Origin of the sequence: Vallitalea maricola, assembly GCF_036985595.1 — a bacterium.
Classification (GTDB): domain Bacteria; phylum Bacillota; class Clostridia; order Lachnospirales; family Vallitaleaceae; genus Vallitalea; species Vallitalea maricola.
The window spans coordinates 39,699-60,514 of the sequence record NZ_BTPU01000009.1; the positions used below are offsets into that span (position 1 = coordinate 39,699).

16 protein-coding genes are annotated in these 20,816 nt (G+C 30.2%); 6 read left to right on the top strand and 10 right to left on the bottom strand.

Annotation, left to right across the window (positions count from 1 at the left end):
* Positions 1–2 precede the first annotated feature (2 nt).
* From AACQ14_RS03230 to AACQ14_RS03275, 10 genes are all read right to left on the bottom strand, one after another.
* Positions 3–1,061 carry a 2-oxoacid:acceptor oxidoreductase family protein gene (locus AACQ14_RS03230; protein ID WP_339362126.1) on the bottom strand — a complete coding sequence of 353 codons (1,059 nt, stop codon included), beginning with the start codon at positions 1,059–1,061 and terminating at the stop codon, positions 3–5.
* Between the two features lie 331 nt (positions 1,062–1,392).
* Positions 1,393–3,411: an S-layer homology domain-containing protein gene (locus tag AACQ14_RS03235; RefSeq protein WP_339362127.1), complete on the bottom strand. Its 2,019-nt coding sequence runs from the start codon at positions 3,409–3,411 to the stop codon at positions 1,393–1,395.
* An 86-nt stretch (positions 3,412–3,497) separates the two neighbouring features.
* The gene (locus AACQ14_RS03240) at positions 3,498–3,833 is read right to left on the bottom strand and encodes a hypothetical protein (RefSeq protein ID WP_339362128.1); all 336 of its coding nucleotides are present in this window, start codon (positions 3,831–3,833) and stop codon (positions 3,498–3,500) included.
* Position 3,834: 1 nt separating this feature from the next.
* The gene (locus tag AACQ14_RS03245) at positions 3,835–5,796 is read right to left on the bottom strand and encodes an S-layer homology domain-containing protein (RefSeq protein ID WP_339362130.1); all 1,962 of its coding nucleotides are present in this window, start codon (positions 5,794–5,796) and stop codon (positions 3,835–3,837) included.
* 101 nt (positions 5,797–5,897) lie between these two features.
* Positions 5,898–7,538: a protein kinase domain-containing protein gene (locus tag AACQ14_RS03250; RefSeq protein ID WP_339362131.1), complete on the bottom strand. Its 1,641-nt coding sequence runs from the start codon at positions 7,536–7,538 to the stop codon at positions 5,898–5,900.
* Between the two features lie 135 nt (positions 7,539–7,673).
* Entirely contained in the window at positions 7,674–8,096 is a 423-nt protein-coding gene (locus tag AACQ14_RS03255; protein WP_339362132.1) for a hypothetical protein, read from the bottom strand.
* A 285-nt stretch (positions 8,097–8,381) separates the two neighbouring features.
* Complete coding sequence (locus AACQ14_RS03260; protein WP_339362133.1) at positions 8,382–9,128, bottom strand: hypothetical protein; 747 nt, start codon at positions 9,126–9,128, stop codon at positions 8,382–8,384.
* An 84-nt stretch (positions 9,129–9,212) separates the two neighbouring features.
* On the bottom strand, positions 9,213–9,911 hold the full coding sequence (locus tag AACQ14_RS03265; RefSeq protein WP_339362134.1) for a 5'-methylthioadenosine/adenosylhomocysteine nucleosidase: 699 nt from the start codon (positions 9,909–9,911) through the stop codon (positions 9,213–9,215).
* 193 nt (positions 9,912–10,104) lie between these two features.
* The gene (locus AACQ14_RS03270; protein ID WP_423247982.1) at positions 10,105–13,434 is read right to left on the bottom strand and encodes a DUF5107 domain-containing protein; all 3,330 of its coding nucleotides are present in this window, start codon (positions 13,432–13,434) and stop codon (positions 10,105–10,107) included.
* Positions 13,435–13,500: 66 nt separating this feature from the next.
* Positions 13,501–14,457 carry a hypothetical protein gene (locus AACQ14_RS03275; protein WP_339362136.1) on the bottom strand — a complete coding sequence of 319 codons (957 nt, stop codon included), beginning with the start codon at positions 14,455–14,457 and terminating at the stop codon, positions 13,501–13,503.
* Positions 14,458–14,577: 120 nt separating this feature from the next.
* Between AACQ14_RS03275 and AACQ14_RS03280 the strand changes: the two genes are divergently transcribed.
* The 6 genes from AACQ14_RS03280 (at position 14,578) to AACQ14_RS03305 (ending at position 20,816) form a co-directional block, all read left to right on the top strand.
* Positions 14,578–15,483 carry an AraC family transcriptional regulator gene (locus AACQ14_RS03280; RefSeq protein ID WP_339362137.1) on the top strand — a complete coding sequence of 302 codons (906 nt, stop codon included), beginning with the start codon at positions 14,578–14,580 and terminating at the stop codon, positions 15,481–15,483.
* Positions 15,484–15,517: 34 nt separating this feature from the next.
* Positions 15,518–15,769 carry a TIGR03905 family TSCPD domain-containing protein gene (locus AACQ14_RS03285; protein WP_339362138.1) on the top strand — a complete coding sequence of 84 codons (252 nt, stop codon included), beginning with the start codon at positions 15,518–15,520 and terminating at the stop codon, positions 15,767–15,769.
* A 344-nt stretch (positions 15,770–16,113) separates the two neighbouring features.
* On the top strand, positions 16,114–16,848 hold the full coding sequence (locus tag AACQ14_RS03290; protein WP_339362139.1) for a GntR family transcriptional regulator: 735 nt from the start codon (positions 16,114–16,116) through the stop codon (positions 16,846–16,848).
* 159 nt (positions 16,849–17,007) lie between these two features.
* The gene (locus tag AACQ14_RS03295; protein ID WP_339362140.1) at positions 17,008–18,060 is read left to right on the top strand and encodes a BMP family lipoprotein; all 1,053 of its coding nucleotides are present in this window, start codon (positions 17,008–17,010) and stop codon (positions 18,058–18,060) included.
* Positions 18,061–18,223: 163 nt separating this feature from the next.
* Positions 18,224–19,753 (top strand): ABC transporter ATP-binding protein, encoded by a 1,530-nt coding sequence (locus AACQ14_RS03300; protein ID WP_339362141.1) that lies wholly within the window; start codon positions 18,224–18,226, stop codon positions 19,751–19,753.
* The gene (locus tag AACQ14_RS03305) at positions 19,743–20,816 is read left to right on the top strand and encodes an ABC transporter permease (protein ID WP_339362142.1); all 1,074 of its coding nucleotides are present in this window, start codon (positions 19,743–19,745) and stop codon (positions 20,814–20,816) included. Before AACQ14_RS03300 ends, AACQ14_RS03305 begins: the two co-directional genes overlap by 11 nt.

Here is a 20,816-nt window from a genome sequence, read left to right on the forward strand (position 1 = left end):
TTCTAATTTCCGCTCTCAGTATTGACAATTGAATTAGCGCCAGTATCCTGAAATTCCACTTGATCTAAAATCAAGTCTTTATTTCTTACATGTAATTTACTGATATCATAATCTCTCTCTAATTCAGCTGTTAATGCTGCTGTTGGACATACTTCTACGCATCTAAGGCAGCCTTTACAATGATGATAATCCAATCCTTTATTAACCATAGCAACTTTCCCTTTGTATTCGCCTTCAACGAATTGGAATACCATATCTGGACATGTAGTATCGCATAGACCACAATGTATACATTTTTCTACATGGAATATAGGAACATAACCTTGCCTGCTGGCAGATAAATCGTTAGTCACTGTACTACCAGGTATGGTATTTACACCACCTATAGGTGCATTGGCATAGCCCCAATCCCTTTTTACTTCTTTATATTCTTGATATGGATATTTACCATCATCACCATATTTTTTGATTGTAAATTCTTCATAACCTCTTTTAACTCCAGCCAAGTTACCTTCCAATGCAGCTGGATACTTCTTGCCTATAGTTTCCTTTACTACTTGTTCCAAAGAATCTAATGAAATGAAACCAGTAGCTTTTCCTATTGCACCTAACATGACCATATTTATTCTTGTACGTTCTTCCAATGCTATTTTGAGAGCATCTACACATATTAAGGTTCCGGCATGCATTTTTAATCTATCTCTTATAACGTCCGGCTCGTCATTTGTATTCACTACAACCATAGTACTTTCATCCACACCAGCCATCACTGGTATTTTTCCTGCTAGATTCTCATGAAATATCCCTAATACATGAGGTTTCTCTATTGGACTGTTAATTCTTATTTCCATATTTGGATCACAATATCTAATAAATGCTTTAACTGGTGTTCCTTTTTTTTCAGAACCATAACTTGCGAAGTTAGAGCTATTAAGGTCAAGATATAGAGCGCCTAACTCACCTAAAATTTTGCCAATAAGGTTGGCACCTAGACCTCCAATACTCTCAAGCCTAATCTCATAAAAACCATGTTCATTTGTAACAGGTAGATTTACAGTCATCTTCTTTCCTCCTTTTATGTGTTAGTAATTAATAGTAAAATTACTAAATATATCCTTTGACAATCATTATAACATAACAATAATTATTATCAAGTACTTATTATCTAATTTTATATTCTATTTTCATACTCATACCACTTTCAGTATAAGTAAAAATATAATGGAATATACCAATTAATTATTAAAACACCTAAGATTTTAATAACAAACTACACGCCCAAGTAGAATGAAAACAATGAGCTTAACAGGTAATATAAAAAATCACTATATCACTTATTAATTAATTCAGCGTAAATGATATAATGATCCTATTATTGCGAATTTATTATAATTAATTTAATAAACTCAATAATTGATAAATAATTTTTGCAGCCTGCTCTCTATTTAATGACTCATAGGGTCTAAATGTTCCATCTGGCATTCCAGAGATAATTTCTAATTCTACTGCTTTAATAATATAATTCAAATCTTCCTTACTCAAACTGCTAACATCGTTAAAACTTTTTATATCTGTAGGTACAAAACTACTTTTTGTATAATTTTCATATGCTTTTACAGCCATAATAGTCATTTCAAGTCTTGATATTTCAGTATTAGCCTTGAATTCCCTGTTAATTGGTAGATTTACTATGCCTAATTGATATGCTTTTTCAACAAACGGTGTAAACCAATCATTTTCTCTGCAATCTTTATAAATTCCTTTATAATCTTCTGTTTCACTATTTAGTGCTTTAATAAGAAGCGTTATAAACTGGGCTTTTGTTAATTTATCTTTTGATTTATATAACCCATTACCTGTTCCGTTAATAATACCCCTTGATGCCATTACTTCAATATAGTCTTTCGCCCAACTGCTATTTACATCACTAAATGTAATATTTTGTTCGTATAGATTAAAATAGTAATTTGGTATAGGATTAGTAAGCTCTACAGTTATGCAATTATTCCTATTCTTTCCTGATAATAATTCCAGTGTATTATCATTTTGAATGTCCGTAAATACAGAAATCTTTCTAAAATCTTTTCCTTGTAAGTATTCCTTATAAGGTTTGAATGTAATTATTGGTCTTTGTGGAAATTCTCCTGCTATTAAATCATACTCGGTTAAATATATTTTCACTTCATAATCACAAACAAATTTCAGATTATCCATAACTTTATAATTATCATCTAAAAATAGTTCTGCTTCTTCTTTAGAATAATGAGATAAACCATTTTTAATATGCATTGATAAATCCTTATTCGTCTTAACCATTTCATTAATTAATTCTTTATTAAACTCAACCTCAATAAAATCTGTATTTATTGAAAATGTCTTATTATTTTGGTTGAATAACTCTATGTCATTTTGATTTAAAATATTTCCATCCAAAAATTTATTTTCTTGTATAATGAATACTATTTTATCTTCTTCCCTTTTCATTAGCTCATGAATATCTATATCACTACCTGATATAGGAAGGTGTTCTACAATAATTTCCAAAGACTTTTTATTATTTACAATGGAATTGTCAGGCTTTTGATTAACTAACATTATATCTTGTACCATCACAACTAAATCTCCATCATTAAAACTAAATTCCATATCGTATATACCTTCTGAAAGGTTTTCAAAATGTAAACCATTGCTTATATCTCCAAATTTTCCTTCCAAAACTACTTTACCATCTTTGAAATATTTGTAATTACATCCACCACCGTCACCCAGGAAAAATAATTCGTTAATAGGATTATCATTAGCATCACAAATATCAAAAAGTTCTTGAAAAGAAGGTCTATCAAGCATTACTGCATAATCAACTTTTGCTTTAGCATAATAATTACCGACAAAATCAAAATCATCTTTTTGGGAAATATTAATTCCTGTCCTCCCAAGTACATCATTAAAATATACAGTATGTACCTTTAGATTTTTACTCAAATTAATTTTTAGTGTATTTCCACTTTTTATTTTAAGTTCAAGTTCCATTTTAGCTGGTAAATTCTCAAAATCAACAAAAACACTGTTTTCCATTGGATAAACCTGTTCTCCGATATGTATTTCTTTCATATCTAAATCTGTTGATTTAAAATCTATTATATTATCTCCGATCTCTAAGTCCATTTCTTTTGATATTGCCCATACTTCATTATTAACTGTTTTTTTAACAAATACCAGCGCTTTTCCAGGTTTTGTGACAGGTTGAGGGCTGCTGTAAGTTCCATCTTCCTTTTTATATATAGCAGTTATACTATCAACCTCTGTTTCAATACCATCAAGCATTAACTTTACTTCTATTTTTACCATAGCATGAGCTGAAATACCCGTAAACAACATCAATGCCAATGTTAATATTGCTATTTTTTTCACTTATTACTCCTCCTTATAAATTGTTTTGATACATGCCACTTTATGCAAACGTAATCATTATTAGATAACTTTTTATCATATATACCCTATTCAATAACTTTGATAAAAACTGGATAATCCCTTAGTAACAACTTATTAATAACCACCGTGTTATTATGAGCTTCAAAATTAAGTTCCTGATTAATTAAGTTATATGGATCAATGACTTGTATGCGTTTAGCTTCTATATTAGGAATTATAATATCAGATTCTACATAATTATAATTGTCTTTTGCTGCATCATCATTCCATATAGCAATATAACAGTTTTTTTGTGAATCATTAAATGTATAATACCTTATGGTACTCGATTTTGAGGTAATATTTATTTCCTTATCATATGCCTCAAAACCTTCTAATAGATTAGCCATATTTCTAATCATTTTACCTTCTTGCATAGGAATTTGTTCCAGAAGTTCCAACAGATATATCCATACCTCTATTAATTACGATCATTCTTCCTATATATTTAGCTGCTATTTCAGATTCATAAGGGTGATATTCCCCTTCTTCTGGTTGTAATATGCCTAAACTATAAAATGATCTGTAATTTAACTCATCTGCAATATACTCTCCTATAAATCCATTATTGTCAGCAATTTTCTTAACAGTATTCCACATATTTTCATAATTATAGTAATCCTCACTTAAATATTCAGGTGATGCGTCAGTATTTACAGAGTGTAATGATATAGTATCTGCTAATGGAACAATATCAGAGTCTAAAATTTTTTTAGTATAATTTTGAAAATCGTTACTATTAAAACATACTGTACTGCCAATAACAATCTTGACATTTGGATCAATTGACTTAATTATAGGTATAACTTTTTTTGCCATTTTTATATAGTCCTCTGGTTCTATTGTTTGGTAATTTTCATAAAGTGCATTAGGTTCATTCCAAAGTTCATAATAACAGACTAATCCTTTAAGGTTGGTAACAACCATTTTCACATACTCAATATATCTGCTAAGTTCTTCATCACTACTCAATCGATTATGACTTATTTCCCCTCCATTAAGCCTGTATTCCATATCCCAGTAACCCAATGAATATGTGGTTTTGATACCTAATTCCTTCATATACCTATATAATTCTATATATTCATCAGGAATTTTTTGTTCAATAAAGGCATATTCCTGTTGTGGAGTATATCCATCAAAGAAATTTAATGTTATTCTCATTCTTGTAAAACCGTCATTTTTTAATCTTTTCGAAGAATTAATCCATACCTCTGCAGGCTGATTAATAATTCCAGATACTAATGAATTTATCCTCGTATCTTCTAGTTTATTAAAGTCTTTTAATCTTACCGGAGCAAAATATTTATTGTTATCTAATTGAAATGGCGCAACACTATTGGTATGAACACTTATATTTAGTGTATTTTCAAGTTTATCATAATTAATAAATTCGCCTAAAATACTTTCAAACATTTTTTCAGTAACATATATCTCGTTGTTTAATCTATATGGAGTTACTTCTGACTCTAGGTATTTTTCATTATCTGTATCTATATAATACTTATTATTTCCTACACCAAAATTACAGTTTCTATAGTGCATATTTTTATCATAATAATTACCACATATACAATCCTCATCGATTGTAACATCAAAAAAATTATACAGCTTCATAATCTCACTGCCGGGAAGCCATATATTATTACCATCATACATGACTTTACCTTCAAATGTATATAGATATCCATTAATCATAGTAGTAACTGGTAACCCATATTTATCAATATAGTTATCAGCTATCCGTTTGGCTGTAATAACGGCAACTTCTTTACTTACATTATCTTTTGGATGAAAAGCTCCATTATACCCAAGAATAATTTTTTTTGATGTTATAAACATAATTGAATCGTATGCCCAGCTACTAATATTTTCTATATCATTAAACTTATTTAATTCTTCATCTGTATAATCATCTTCAACATAAAGGGATTTTAAAAGGTTGTGTATCATTACTGTCATTTGTTCTCTAGTTATCTTTTCCTCTGGAGTAAATAGGTTATTGCCTACTCCATTTACTATTCCTAGCTTGTAGGCGGTAGAAACATATATATCATCAACATCATTAAATGGTGATTTAGTTTCGTAAATAACGCTTCCTTTTAATTTTTCATATAGAGAAACCATTAAAAAAGCAAATTCTTTGCGTACAATGTTTTCTTTATAATTCCAATTTAAATTTTCTTTAATAAGTCCTATTGATTTTGCTTCTTCTACTTCTTTAACTGCCCAATCTGATATATTAGACTGGGCATAAGCTGTTGAACTACTGATGATTACAATCATAATTATACTAGCAAAAATATTCTTACCTCTCCTAATCATAACTTAGAAACCTCCTAATTATAGTTATTTTTATAATACTATTTCTTTTTTAAAATGTGGTTAGCTGGCTGCTAACTAACATTAATTATTTTATATCTAAGTTAATCCTGCAATATTTCTATGTCTCCTTTTATGACATTTTCATCTATATTGGTATCTCTAACAACTACATATTTCAGGCTTTTTATATCATTTATTATTGAAATTTCTGCAATAGGATTATTAGCTATATTAAGATATTTCAACTTTTTACAATCTTTTAATGAGCTAATATCTGTTATAAGATTATATTCCAAGTTTAACTGTTCAAGTTTGTACATATTATTCAAACAAGAGATATTTTTTATCCCAAGATTTTTTGCAACTAATAAACTTATATTGATCCTATCCTTTAAAAAATCTATATCTGAGCACTGTGTATCAGAAATATCTAATTCTCCAATATTATCTAACTCTGATATCACATCAAAGTTATCAATGGGATTACCACCTACTTCGATAGTATAAAGCGAAACCATATTTTCTAATGGCAGTAATTCATGAATATTATTATCATTTAGGAATAAGTGAGTAAGATTAAGTTCTTTTATTGGAGTTAAATCGTCAATATTTTGCTTTACTAATGTAAGAGTATTAAGATTTTCCATATATTTAAAATCTTCAAGCGTGTTAATTGACCCTCTTTTTGTATAACGTTTTCCATTAATTATAATTGCACTTACATAATTACCTGGAACACTTTCCCAAACAATATTATCATTCGGTGATATGATGATTTCACCCCATATGTTAATTTCTGTTATATCCTTAAGATCATCAACCGTTATTTGTCTTATATCCTTATTTAATTGATAACTTACAGCTTGTGCAACTACCTGTGATTTGAATTTATATATTCTAAATATCCTATTACGATTTGAAAGAAAAATGGTTAATATTATTACAATCAATAAAGATAAAAAAAGTAATGTCGTTTTATTTGATACTAGTTTTTTTGTATTATTCATGGCCTCTATTATCTGTCTAGCATTATCATATCTCTGTTCTGGATCAATGTTCTTACACTTTGCAATAATAGCTTGTAGCTTTGAATTAATTTTAATATCATATTTCATTACAATTTCATGTATCATTACACCTAGAGAATATATATCTGTCCTTTGATCTGTTTGACTAAAACCGTATTGTTCGGGTGATGCATATCCCTGTGTTCCAAGCAATACTGTATCTGCTGATTTATTGTCCTTAACATATCGTGCACAACCAAAATCAATTAATTTGACATCACCTTTATTATTCACCATAATATTTTCTGGCTTTATATCTCTATGTATAATGTTTTGTGAATGTATATAATCAAGGATTTCACATATTTTTATAATTATATCATTTAGTCTGCTTAGAGAAATGCTATTAACTTCGATCAGTATTCTGTCTAATGTCTTTCCATCGAAAAACTCCTCTATTACTATTATATTTTGGTTGTCAAGAACATCAACTATTTGAGGAATACCCTTATGATCAAGTTTCGCTAAGATTTCATATTCATTAGCTTGCCGCATATCGTTATATATTTTCATTATATATTTTTTATGAAGGGTTTTATGCCTTATGACATATAAAGAACTATTAATTGTACTTGCAGTGCATTCTAAAATATCATATTTATTAATTATATCTTTCGGTATATCTATTTTTATATCATTTATTAGTTTTTTATAAAATTCATCGAATTCCTTCATTAGCAACACCTTCCACTTCATACTTTTAAATCATAATTTTCAATAAGACAATATGGAATAATATATACCATGAACCTTAAATAACTTTTATCTTTAAAATCAATTTCTTATAAATCTTCTTATCAACAGTAACAATTAATTACAAATTAGTTCTTCATCCTCTTCTTCTAATAATAGTTCTGTATCAATAATATTCATCTTTTTAGATATAGCAAACATAATTATAGCATCTCGTTTAATTTTACTATACAGCTCTTTCATTCCACATTCCTTTAACAGATTTTGTGTTTCTTCAACATTTAGCTTTAACCCAAATACTAACTGAATTACTTTATTTCTTGAAGGATTTCTTTTTCCACTTAACAATTGATAAAAATATACACGATTTAAGTTACCTCTTTTTATAATATCTTTATAATCGTAATCTTTCTCAACTATAATATCCATTAGTATTAAGTGAAAATCTTTCTGAATAAGATACTTTTGATTTTCATTTATATATTTTTTTATGTCTTTTCCCCTAATTATTTCATTTGCTAATTCGTTTGTATTTTTCAATTTCTATCACCTTTCTTTCTCATCATTCTTACAGGCTCATATTGTATACATAACTAATCTATAAGAAAGAAGCAAAGTTCTCCAAAAGCCTATTTAGGCACTAATGTATTTTTACAATTATACTCTGTTTTTCTATTCTAATTATAACATAATTACCTAATATTGCTAAGATAAACCGAAATATTAAACTCATAGAAAAAGAAAGCCTATAAAATATAAAGAACCATTTTAGTTATAAATCACATAACTAAAATGGTTCTTTATATCATTAAAAAAATATTATTCTCAAGACATTATTTCTTTAATAACGTCTTCCAAAACATTTTCATCTAATAAAGGACTTTTTCTTTTTGGTTTTGTCCCTCTTGGAACTTCTGAACTGTTTGATATACTTTCATCCCTGTTCCTACTAGCCCTAGGATAGTTTGAAATATCGTATATACCTTTTTTGCCCTTTTTATAAATTTTTGTATTTTCTTTACTTTCACCATAACCTTCATTAGCAATCTTAACCCCATTCATAACGATTTCCAACTCATTATCAAGATGGTTGCATAAATAAATTGCAGCAATTTCCTTCTTATCTTCTAACCGGCATATCATTCTGACTCCAAGTAGTACTAATCCAAGTACTAAACCTACTATACCACATATTAAAACATTAGGTAAATTATTTATATTGATTTTATTCAACAATGCTATTTCGAGAAAAGTAAATGTGAGACCAATAAGTATTGTAAAATAAAGTGTATTAATCGCAATATCCTCCAATATACTAATTGGTATCTTATTAATTTTAATATCGTACAGATTCTTTTCAATAAAGATTTTTGTATTTAACGGCTTTGTTCCCGAAACAACCCTGTGTCTATATTTATGTTCAATCCTCATGACATCCTTGTCCACAAATTTACCATCAATAGTCTTTAGAATTCCATTATATTTATTATTAGCCGATAAACAGCTAAATACACCTATAATAAAAATTAAAAATAATATTGAGCATACTATTAAATTAATTGTATCAAACATAACAAACTCCCCTTCCAATTATTTACAATTATTATACATCAATATTATAATTATTGGAAGAGTTATTTGGAAATTATTTACAATTTATAAAATTTCAATCATTCCTTCAATTATTTTCGTTGAATTATCTGCAGCAATCATAGTAAATTCTGCAAAATTAGTTTCCGCTGAGTTATCTGCTTTATCTGATATGGATCTTATAACAACAAATGGCACATTATTAAGATGACAAACATGAGCTATAGATGCACCTTCCATCTCAGTACAGAAACCTTCAAAATTCTCTAATAATCTTTTTTTCACTTCCATATCTGAAATAAATTGGTCTCCGCTGACAATTCTTTCAACAAAAACATTATGATCAGTAATCTTCTTCTTGCTTGCTTTACTTGCAAGCTCAATCAACTTCTCATCTGCTTTGAAACAGCTTACATCCATTCTTGGTATCTCACCAAGTTTATAACCGAATCCTGTAGCATCCATATCATGTTGAAGAGCATCACTTGATATAACTATATCAGCGATATTCAATTCATTGCTAACAGCACCAGCTACTCCTGTATTTATTATCATGTCTACATTGAATTTATCAATCATTATCTGGGTACACACTGCTGCATTGACTTTTCCAATACCACATCTAACAACTACTACCTCTTTGTCAAACATTTTACCTATGTAAAATTCTAGACTTGCACAATGTTTAACTTCATCAATAACCATTTTTTCTTTTAAAGCTGCTACTTCTTCTTCCATAGCACCTATAATTCCTACAACGCTCATTATTTTCCTCCTAGATTATATTTATTGTAAACTATATATTTTATATAAAAGATTTCAAGAAAAAAGAAAGTGTTCACATTTATAATTATCTCATAGTACCAATAATTTGTGAACACTAATTTTTCAAATATTGCTATATTAAAATTTACGATTGAATATTATAAAGCATTTATATTAATTCCTTATCCTTATATTACATATTAACAAATTTTTCATTTAGCTTTCTATGAACCATAATTCCTTGATGGTTCATATTAAGCTCGTAAGCTTCTTGCAAATATTTTAACCCACTGTTGATTTTACCTATTCCTAATTCTCCAAGCCCCATTAAATATAGACAATGGACTCTATTCTTAAGATTCAAATCATCTTCAAAGACTAAGAAATCTGGTAGAGAAACAGCAAAATAATCTATCTTCTTGTTATCATAAATATGATTTTCACCATAATCAAATAACTTGTTGAACATTCCCTTTGCTTCACTAATTCTATTTAACTTAGCTAGAGCTAACCCTTGATAGAACATCATATCAGCAGGCTGGTCATTATAATACATGGCATCAGTAGGCTCATCTATTCCATAAGAAGCTTTTTTATAACATTCTACTCCTTTATTATCTTCATCAATAAGTTCATAAGCCATTCCCATAAAATAGTAGATATCATTTTCAGCAGCTGCTGGAAGTTTACCTTCACCAAGATTATGAGGATATACTGTACACTCTTGTAATAACTTGATAGCCTCCTCAGCTTTATTATCCACTATAGCTTCCTTGGCAAGTTCAATACGGCAACGTTTGTACTGGGTAGTTACTTTTCCTTCGCCGCCCTCCCAAGGATGAAATTTTCTATTAGCTATAAGTTCTAATGCCTTATTATAATCACCAATGTTATTATATAAGGTAATGTATTCAATAAACAAATCATCTCTCTTTTCTACAGTTTCCATATGTTCTTCAAGAAAAGTTAATCTTTCATTATATGGTCTTTGTAGTTTTTTATACAGTTGGTCAAGCTCAAAGAGCACTCTTGCATCAGTCTGATCCAAGTCAAATGCTTTTTCCAAATAGAATAGACCCTTTTTGGTATCATCATTTTTATTAACATAAGCTAATGCTAGATTCCTGCTGGCTATTGCAAAGGTATCGTCTTTATCAATACTTGCTTCCCATAACTTTATTGCATTTTGATACTGTTTTTTATCATATAACAGGTTAGCCAGATAATAAGGTGCCTTGGAATCTCTATCATTAATGTTTATAGCTTCAGTTAACACTAAAATAGATTCTAACCTATTAGGGAAACAATAATCTGGTTTAATAGTTGCAGCCTTGTCATAAGCTTCTACTGCCTTATTCTTATTATTAGCTCTCATATAATAATATCCCATATAATAATTAATCAATGGATAACTATCTTTCCCTTCATCATAGAAGGATAAAATATCTATGGCATCTTCATAAAGACCTCCATTACCATAATCAATAGCAAGTTCAAGATAATTATGATGATATCCCCTTAATAAATCATTTAATCTTTTGAAATACTTGTCTGCCATCTCTTTATCATTAAGTATAGTATAATTTTTATATAATTCATATACAGCTCCAAAATCTATAGGGTCAATATCTATAGTTTCTAATGCCAATCTTATACTAGATTCATTACGTCCCATAATTCTTAGGATAGAAGATTTTAGATTACGTGCTTTAGTGTTATGATAATTTCTTACAATAGATTTATCTATATGTTCTAATCCTGTCTCCCATTCTTGATTAATACAATTGATACAAGCAATTTCATAGTATCCGCTGTCTTGCCAAGCACTACTCCATACACTCTTATAGAATGCATCATAAGCTTCTCTATATCTGCCTTGTTTTTTTAATGTTAAACCTAGATTATAATATGGTTCACTATCATAAGGGTTTGGATTCTTGGCTGTTACAGTTTCTATTGCTCTTCTAAAATATTTCTCACTCTCTTGAAAATTACCTCGTCTGTACATAAGTAGCCCATAAGCATTATTGTTCCTTATATCTCCTTCATCTCTCTTAAGAGCTTCAAGATAATAATCTTCTGGTTGATATGTAGCGTGGCGGTATTGCTCTATATGCAGACCAGTTAAGAAAAGCTCCTCACAAGTCTTGATATCCTTTGGTTCCAATGCAGGTTTTGCAGGGTCTGGAGTCTGAAGTATTTCAGGTTTTGATGGTCTATAACTAATTAATTCCTGTTCGTTACTCTTTCTTACAACCACTTCTAATCTATATTCTTCAACTTTATTCTTTAATTCAACACTTTCTTCTATGGCAGCAACAGGAGATATTTCTTCAATTGGTTGTTCATGTATCAACTTATCGTCTAAATACAAACTCATAGTCAGCCCTTCAAAAATACTTGTTGTATATAACATAACTTTTGCTCTATAATCTTCTACCTCTAGATTCAAAACAGCATCAATGGTAGCATTCTTCACTTCTCCTACTTTTTTATAAGGCATAAAATATTGTTTGAAAGTCTTTTCTTCCTTTGGTGCTAACCATGTAAAGTCTGGTTGATTATCAGTATAGACCCCTGTCATAAGTTCAATATATGGTCCATCTTCATCAGTTAAATTTCTATCCCATGCCTGTCCAAAATCACCATTACCCCATGTCCATTGTTTTTTACCTGGTGAAATATGATGGTCAGCTATATGAAGTATTCCTGCTTCAACTGAGAAATCATAACCTCCCACAAAATTATAATCTGAATGATACGCCATATAGGAGGTTGGTACTTGAAGATTTTTATATCTGGATATGTCCACACCTTTTGAATAATCCATCTTATAATAGACACCTGTTGCTATAGGAAATCTGGAAACATCTCTTTTACCGTGGTCAAAAACTGCATGAACATCTGGAGGGAAAATTGATTTTGTATAATCATTGACTTCTACAGCTGGATTAGCCCACCATAAAAAAGTCTGAGGTACTTCGGTTCTATTATACAATTGTCCTTTTACTTCAATATAAGCTTTATCTTTATATACTGTAAAACCAGCCATTCCCTTAGTTCCATACATACGGTCAATTTCACTTACCCAACAAGTTTTGCTTCCATCCTCATTTTCTTCAATAGTATACTCTATAGGAGAGAAAGTACTAGGTCTATGGTGTTGAGGCCAGTTAAACTCAATACCTCCAGAAACCCAAGGTCCAGCTAATCCTACCAAAGCAGGTTTTACTACATGATTATAATAAACAAAATCATAGTTATTAGTCTTATCATATGCTCTATAAATCTTACCACCCATTTCAGGCATAATCATAACCTTGATATACTCATTTTCCAAATATACTACTTCATAAGTTTTCATTACTTTTTCATCAATCAGTTCATCTGTAAAAGCAAGAGGATATATCTTACCCGAGCTGCCTTGATAAACTCTTTTCTCTAGAAACAGTGGATTCTTATTAGGTTCACCCACTGGATATGTAGGTAAATCAATAGTGTCTACCCAAATCTTAGCATCCATTATATTACTCATAAAAACACCTTCCTTATTATAATTTTTATTTTACATTTATCATTATCTTTCTAACTAATCAGTAACACTTGTTAAACTAAGCTCTATACTGAATTCAAAATCAGTATTTGGTTCTAACTTCATGAATTTATTATTCTCGTAAACACTTTTCATACTGTCATAAAAACCATTAGAAGGTTCTAAAGCACAATTATAGTCACCTCGAAAGCCACCTTCTGTAACCCAAAATCCTAGATAAGGTAATTTTGTTGCATCATATTTTGTAACGAATTCAATTCCTTTACTGGGATAGTAAGCACCACAGATTCCATCTTCTATCTTATCCATTACATAATACTTTTCGTATCCATTACTATCTGGTGATTTAACGTGGTCTAGAAAAAAGCTTTTTCCTTCATATGTATGTGTTACAGGAAAAAGATGTATACTGCCTTTTTCACCTAAAAAGCTGCTATCCAATACATTTATAACTTCCTTTGTCTCTCTAGGGAATTTCAAAATCATATTTTTCTCACAGTTTATTAGACAATGCATGGTATAAAAACAATCAATTACTTCTGAGCCAGTATTTTTGATCTTGTAATCAATCAATATAGTATTCTCATTAATCCTAATACATTTCTCATAGGTATAAGGCAATAACCTGCCAACATATTTTAACTTAACATTATCATCCATAATCTCATAGTCAAAACAACTGCTCCATATCTCACCATGATCTGGATACTTAATCTTCTCAGAACCAAAATGTGCAAAACCCTCATCAACACTAGGAAAACAATCATCAAAACCAGAAGCATCATATAATGAGAAATCATCATACATATCTGGCTTCATATATTTGTCCTTCTTATTCTGGAATAATAATTCAAACTTCTTATCTTTATGATAAAATGAAGCAATCTTACCTCCCAGCTCAGGTAATATAGTACAGCTAATCAAGTTATTACTCATATGTATACTTTTTGCATTCTTATAATTACTCTCATATATCTCTGGCTTTTCGTTCATGTAATCACCTGCCTTCTCTTTATACTATTATTTTAATAAGTTCAGAGGATATTAGAAATATCATATATCAATCAAAAGATGGATTATATTACTTTTTTCATTGCCAAAATAATTTTATTAATGTATACTATCTACATGAATAGAATCAAGATAGAACAAGGATTTAAGAGTGAAAAACTCATTGTGATTCCCAAGCCCATTCTGGAAAAAGTAACTATTCATCCATTAATAAAACCTTTGTTTATAACAGATATAGGTTATTTTCCAGAAGCTAGACATCATTATAGAGAAAGAAAGGAAGGTTCTAATCAATACATCTTACTTTTTTGTGTTTATGGAAAGGGAAAAATAGTATATGATACAATGGACTTTACTCTAGAAAAAAATCAGTTAACCATAATAAAAGCTAATAGAAACCATGTATATTATGCCGATGAATGTGACCCATGGAGTATATACTGGATACATTTTAACGGTAATCTAAGCATTGAATATTATAACTATATCATGAAAGAAAATGAACCTGTAATAACGGTATCACCATTAAAACACAGCAATCTAGTAAAACAATTTGAACAGATATATCATCTCCATGAAAAAGGATATTCAATCAATAACATGATCTATATCAATAAATTACTTGGTGTGTTTTTAACAAGTATTATTCATGATGTAAAAAATAACTACGGAAACAATTGTGATGATTGTGGTTTCATCAATCAGTGTATTGAATATATGAATAAAAATATTGACAAGAAAATAACCCTGGAAGGTCTAAGTAATCACCTATTTCTTAGCAAAAATTATCTTATACATGTTTTCAAAGAAAGTACAGGTTATTCTCCTATTGATTATTTTATACATTTGAAGATGCAGAAGGCTTGTCAATTATTAGATACCACCAACAAAAGTATAAAAGAAATATCCAAAATACTAGGTTACAAAGATCCTTATTATTTTTCTAGAGTTTTCAAGAATAATATTTCTCTATCTCCTAATAACTATCGAAATATTAAAAAAGGCTGATTAATCAATAACATCTTAGAAAGGATAGATACATATGTACGAATATCATACATCAGGAACATGCTCTACAAAAATAACCTTTGACATCAAGGACAACAAAGTAACTAATGTAAAATTTACTAGAGGCTGTGCTGGTAACTTATTAGGTATCAGTACTTTGATTGAAGGTATGGAAGTAGATGAAGTTATAGAGCGTTTGGATGGACTTCCTTGTGGCTCCAAATCCACATCATGTCCAGACCAGTTAGCACAGGCATTAAAAGAGTACAAGCAAAATAACGCTTAATATTATTATGGGGCTATCTTATAATACATTTAGAATCATCCTACAGGGGTAAAATGTATCTTGGGCCAGCCTCTTTTTAAGCACCAACACGTTACTTTTATCTATTTTCATCTAAATATATTACAATATTATACATATTTTCATCTTATTGCCCAAATAAACCATCATACAATTATTTCCTTTCAACTAAATCCCTTTATATTTCACAGTTTTCCACAGTAAAAATAAAAATATTAGACTTTATGCACAAAATACCTTGAATTATGTAAAAAAATATGCTACACTCTACCTAACTGGTAGTGACGAGATGACATCACGTTAACACCACCTTAAGGAGGAATAATATGAAAAGTATCGATACGCCAATACCTTTGTATTATAAGTTAAAACAAGAAATCATAAGAATGATCGAAGATGAAGAAGTGAATGCTGATGAACTAATACCCTCAGAACGTGACATGATGGAGAAATACGATATCAGTCGTACTACAGTTAGAAAAGCAATAGACGTATTAGTTAACGAAGGTTATTTGTACAAAATTCATGGTAAAGGCACATATGTAAAAGGTAAAAAATTCGCACAAGGATTACTAAAATTGACTAGTTGTACCGAAATGTTAAGAAGCAAAGGCTTCGATCCTATATCAAAAGTTTTAAAATATGATGTATTTACACCAAGTAAAAGAATAATTCATCATATGAATCTAGATAATAAGGATAAAGTGTTCTATACAGAAAGAGTTAATCTAATCGAAGGTACTCCTATCAACTACACAAAATCCTATATACCATATAAATATGTACCTTCCATTGAAAATTTTAATTTTAATAATAACTCAATTTATAAAACCCTTTCAAAGGTTTATAAAATAGACATTATAGGAACTAATAGAACAGTAGAAGCAGTATTACCTTCCGAAGAACTTGCAAAAGCATTGGACGTTAGTCTTAACCTTCCTTTACTGAAGTTCAACGGCTGGGTATATGGAAAGCATGATAATGACAAAATATTAGTAGAATATTTCAAAACTTATTACCGCTCTGATAGATCAAAATTCTATATGGATTTTGTTGAATAAGCAGATACTTTCCAATTTTACTTATAACTTTCGTACTAAAACTTAATTATTATTTACCCATCCCTTTGGTACGAAAGTTTTTTTAAAAAGTAGAATGGAAGTTATCATATATGTCAAAACTAATTAAAACTTATTTAATTACAAAAAAGGAGGAAAAAAATGAACTTAAAAAAGGTATTTGCAATTATGTTATGCTTAACTTTATTATTAGTGGGATGTACAAAAACTGGTGACAATAAGAATACAACCGACACTGATGACAAAGATACAGCAAAAAACAAAACATTTAAGGTTGCCATGGTAACAAGTGCTGGAGGGCTTGGAGATCGTTCCTATAATGATTCAGCATATGAAGGACTCAAAAAGATTGAAAAAGACATGAACATGGAAATTAAAGTTGTTGAACCTGCTGATGTTTCAGAAGGTGAAAAATACTTAACTGAACTTGCAAAAGCAGGTTATGACTTAGTTTGTACACTTGAATATGGACACGCTGATATTCTTAACACAGTAGCTCCTCAATTTCCAGATACAAGATTTGCAATATTCAACATAGTAGTAGACCAACCTAATGTTACTTCTGTTATTTTCAAAGAACATGAAGGCTCCTTCTTAGCTGGTGCTTTAGCAGCTATGGTAACAACTGATGATTCCATTGATAAAACAAATGATCAAAAGATAATCAGTGCTATAGGTGGTGTTCAATCTCCTGGTATTGATAAATTTATCGTTGGATATGAAGAAGGTGCCAAATATATCGACCCAGATATTAAAGTATTAAAAGGTTATTCTAACTCATTTGGAGACCCAGCAAAAGGAAAAGAACTTGCATTAGTACAAATTGACCAAGGTTCAGATGTAGTATATCAGATAGCTGGTGGAACTGGTGAAGGCGTATTCGAAGCAGTTAAAGAGAAAAATGTTTTTGCTGTAGGTGTTGACTCTGATCAAGATTATATTGTTCCTGGTAACATTCTTACAAGTATGATGAAAAGACTGGATATGGCGATGGTCATGCTTGCTGAGAAATTACAAGATGGTACTATTAGCGATGAAAATGTAGTAGAGCTTGGATTAAAAGAGGGAACAGAACTTAGTCCAATGGAACACACAAAAGATATGTTAAAACCAGAATATCTCGACCAACTTGAAGAAATAAGAGAAAAAATAGTTAGTGGAGAAATCAAAGTCACTGATGTGACAAAAGAATAAAAAAAGATATCAACTAATCCTTGAGGCAATACATTTCAAGGTTTGGAATAAGGGAAAAGGCCTTGAAATGTATTGTAGATTAGTTAATACCTGATAAACATATAAAATCATCCAAGTTTACATCATAAATAAACGAACTCGTTATGTAAAGGAGTGAATTTCCTTGTATATCATAGAAACTAAAAATCTCACAAAAAAATTTGGAGATTTTACAGCTAATAATAAAATTAACCTCCAAGTTAAAGAGGGTGAAATCCATGCGATTGTTGGGGAAAACGGTGCTGGAAAATCAACTCTCATGAATATGTTATATGGTTTATTACAACCAACAGAAGGTGAAATATACATTAAAGGAAAACACGTATCTATAAATAATCCTCGTGATGCAATTAACCTTGGAATAGGTATGGTTCACCAACATTTCAAATTAGTACCTACATTTACAATCTTCGAAAACATCTTATTGGGTGATGAACTCACAAAAGGCATCAGAATCAATAAGAAGAAAGAAATCAAAGTTGTAAAAGAGCTTATTGAAAAATATGGTTTTAATATTAATCCCAAAGATAAAATTCAAAACGTACCCATAGGAACTGAACAAAGGGTAGAAATATTAAAAATGCTTTATCGTAATGTGGATATTCTAATACTTGATGAACCAACTGCTGTACTTACTCCTCAAGAAGTTGATGAATTACTAATTAGCCTTAATGAACTTCGTGAGGCCGGCAAGACAATCATCATTATTACACATAAGCTAGGAGAAGTCAAGAGATGCTCAGACAGCGTAACCGTTATAAGAAAAGGTGAAATTGTTGACAGGGTTGAAACAAAAGATGTAACAGAAAAAGACCTAGCCAAATTAATGGTGGGAAGGGATGTTCTACTTCAAGTAGAAAAACCAGAAGCCAAAATTGGTGATGAACTCTTTGCTGTCAATAACCTTAGTGTAACCAATAAGCAAAAGGTTAAATTACTTGATAATGTAAATTTCGCTGTTAAAAGAGGAGAGATTCTTGGTGTTGCAGGAGTTGAAGGTAATGGTCAATCTCAATTAATCAAAGTACTTACAGGGCTTATGAAATGTACTAATGGAAAAGTAACATACAAAGACAAAAACATAACTAATTATCCATCTGAAAAAATTAGAAAACTAGGAATTGGTATTATTCCAGAAGATAGATATAAACATGGTTTATGTAGAAATATGAAGATATCAGAAAACCTTATGGCAGGTTATCATGATACTGATAAATTTGGTTCTACCTATCATTATAACTATAAGAAAATAAGAGATAACCGTGATGAATTAATAAATGATTTTGATATTCGTGTAGGTTCAGCAGATGGTAATGTGGGGCAACTATCTGGCGGGAATGCACAAAAAGTAATTATTGCAAGAGAATTATCTATGAATCCTGATCTAGTTATCGCCAGTCAACCTACTCGTGGAGTTGATATTGGTTCCATAGAGTTCATCCACAAACAACTCATCAGTCTTAGAAATGATAATAAAGCCGTACTAGTTGTATCATCTGAACTATCAGAGATTATGAATCTTAGCGATAGAATAATTGTCATGTACAAAGGTAGTATAATCGGCGAAGTCAATGCTAAAGAGACTACAAAAGAGGAACTTGGATACCTTATGGCTGGAATAACAGATAAAAGAGAGGTAGAGAATGATGACTAAAATAAATTACAAGCAAATTTCAAAAAAAGTATTTTATCTCATATTACCTGTTATCTTTGCCTTTTTAGTAGGAGCTGTCTTAATTGTTGTATCTGGTCATAATCCAATAGAAGCTTATGGAGCTATGTTTAGAGGTGCACTAGTTGGAAAAAGCGCTCTTTATAATACACTATTTAGCTCTACTCCTATTATTGTAACAGGGCTTGCAATAGCAGTTGCTTTCAAAGCCAATCTCTTCAATATGGGTGTCGAAGGTCAGATGTATCTTGGTGCATTTGCTGCTGCTTATGTAGGATTTACTTTAAAAGGACTACCACCTGTACTTCATGTAATTCTATGTATACTAGCTGCTGTTGTCGTAGGTGGACTATTTGCCCTTATCCCTGGAGTATTAAAAGGCAGATTTAACGTAAATGAAATGGTTGTTACCATTATGTTGAACTATGTAGCAATATTATTGACTGATTACTTAACTAACTTCGTATTCTATTCTGGAGAAGGTTATGCTGCTACATACCCTATAGAACAAAGTGCTTACCTTCCTCGTTTTATGAAAACATCTCAATTAAACTGGGCATTCATTATTGCTCTTATTATGGTATGTATAGTCTATTATATATTTAAATATACTAGGCTGGGATTTGAGATAAAAGCTATCGGGCACAATGTAAGTTTTGCAGAAGCTACTGGTATGAATACTAGAAATAAAGCAATCATCATTATGGTAGTTAGTGGAATGCTTGCAGGTATTGCTGGTGCAGGGGAAGTTCTAGGTGTTCATCATAGATTTATAGCTGGATTTTCACCTGGGTATGGATGGGACGGTATGACAATCGCCCTACTTGGTAAAAATAACCCCCTTGGTATACTAATAGCCGCACTTTTTTTTGGAATATTAAAAAATGGTGGCAGTACTATGGAACTAATGGTTGGAGTACCAAGATCACTTATCAGTATAATTCAAGGTCTAATAATATTCTTCTTAGCTGTAGATTACTTGAATACAGAATTTGGTTTCATGTCAAGACTTAAACTTATTTTTAGAAGGAAAGTGAGGGGTTAG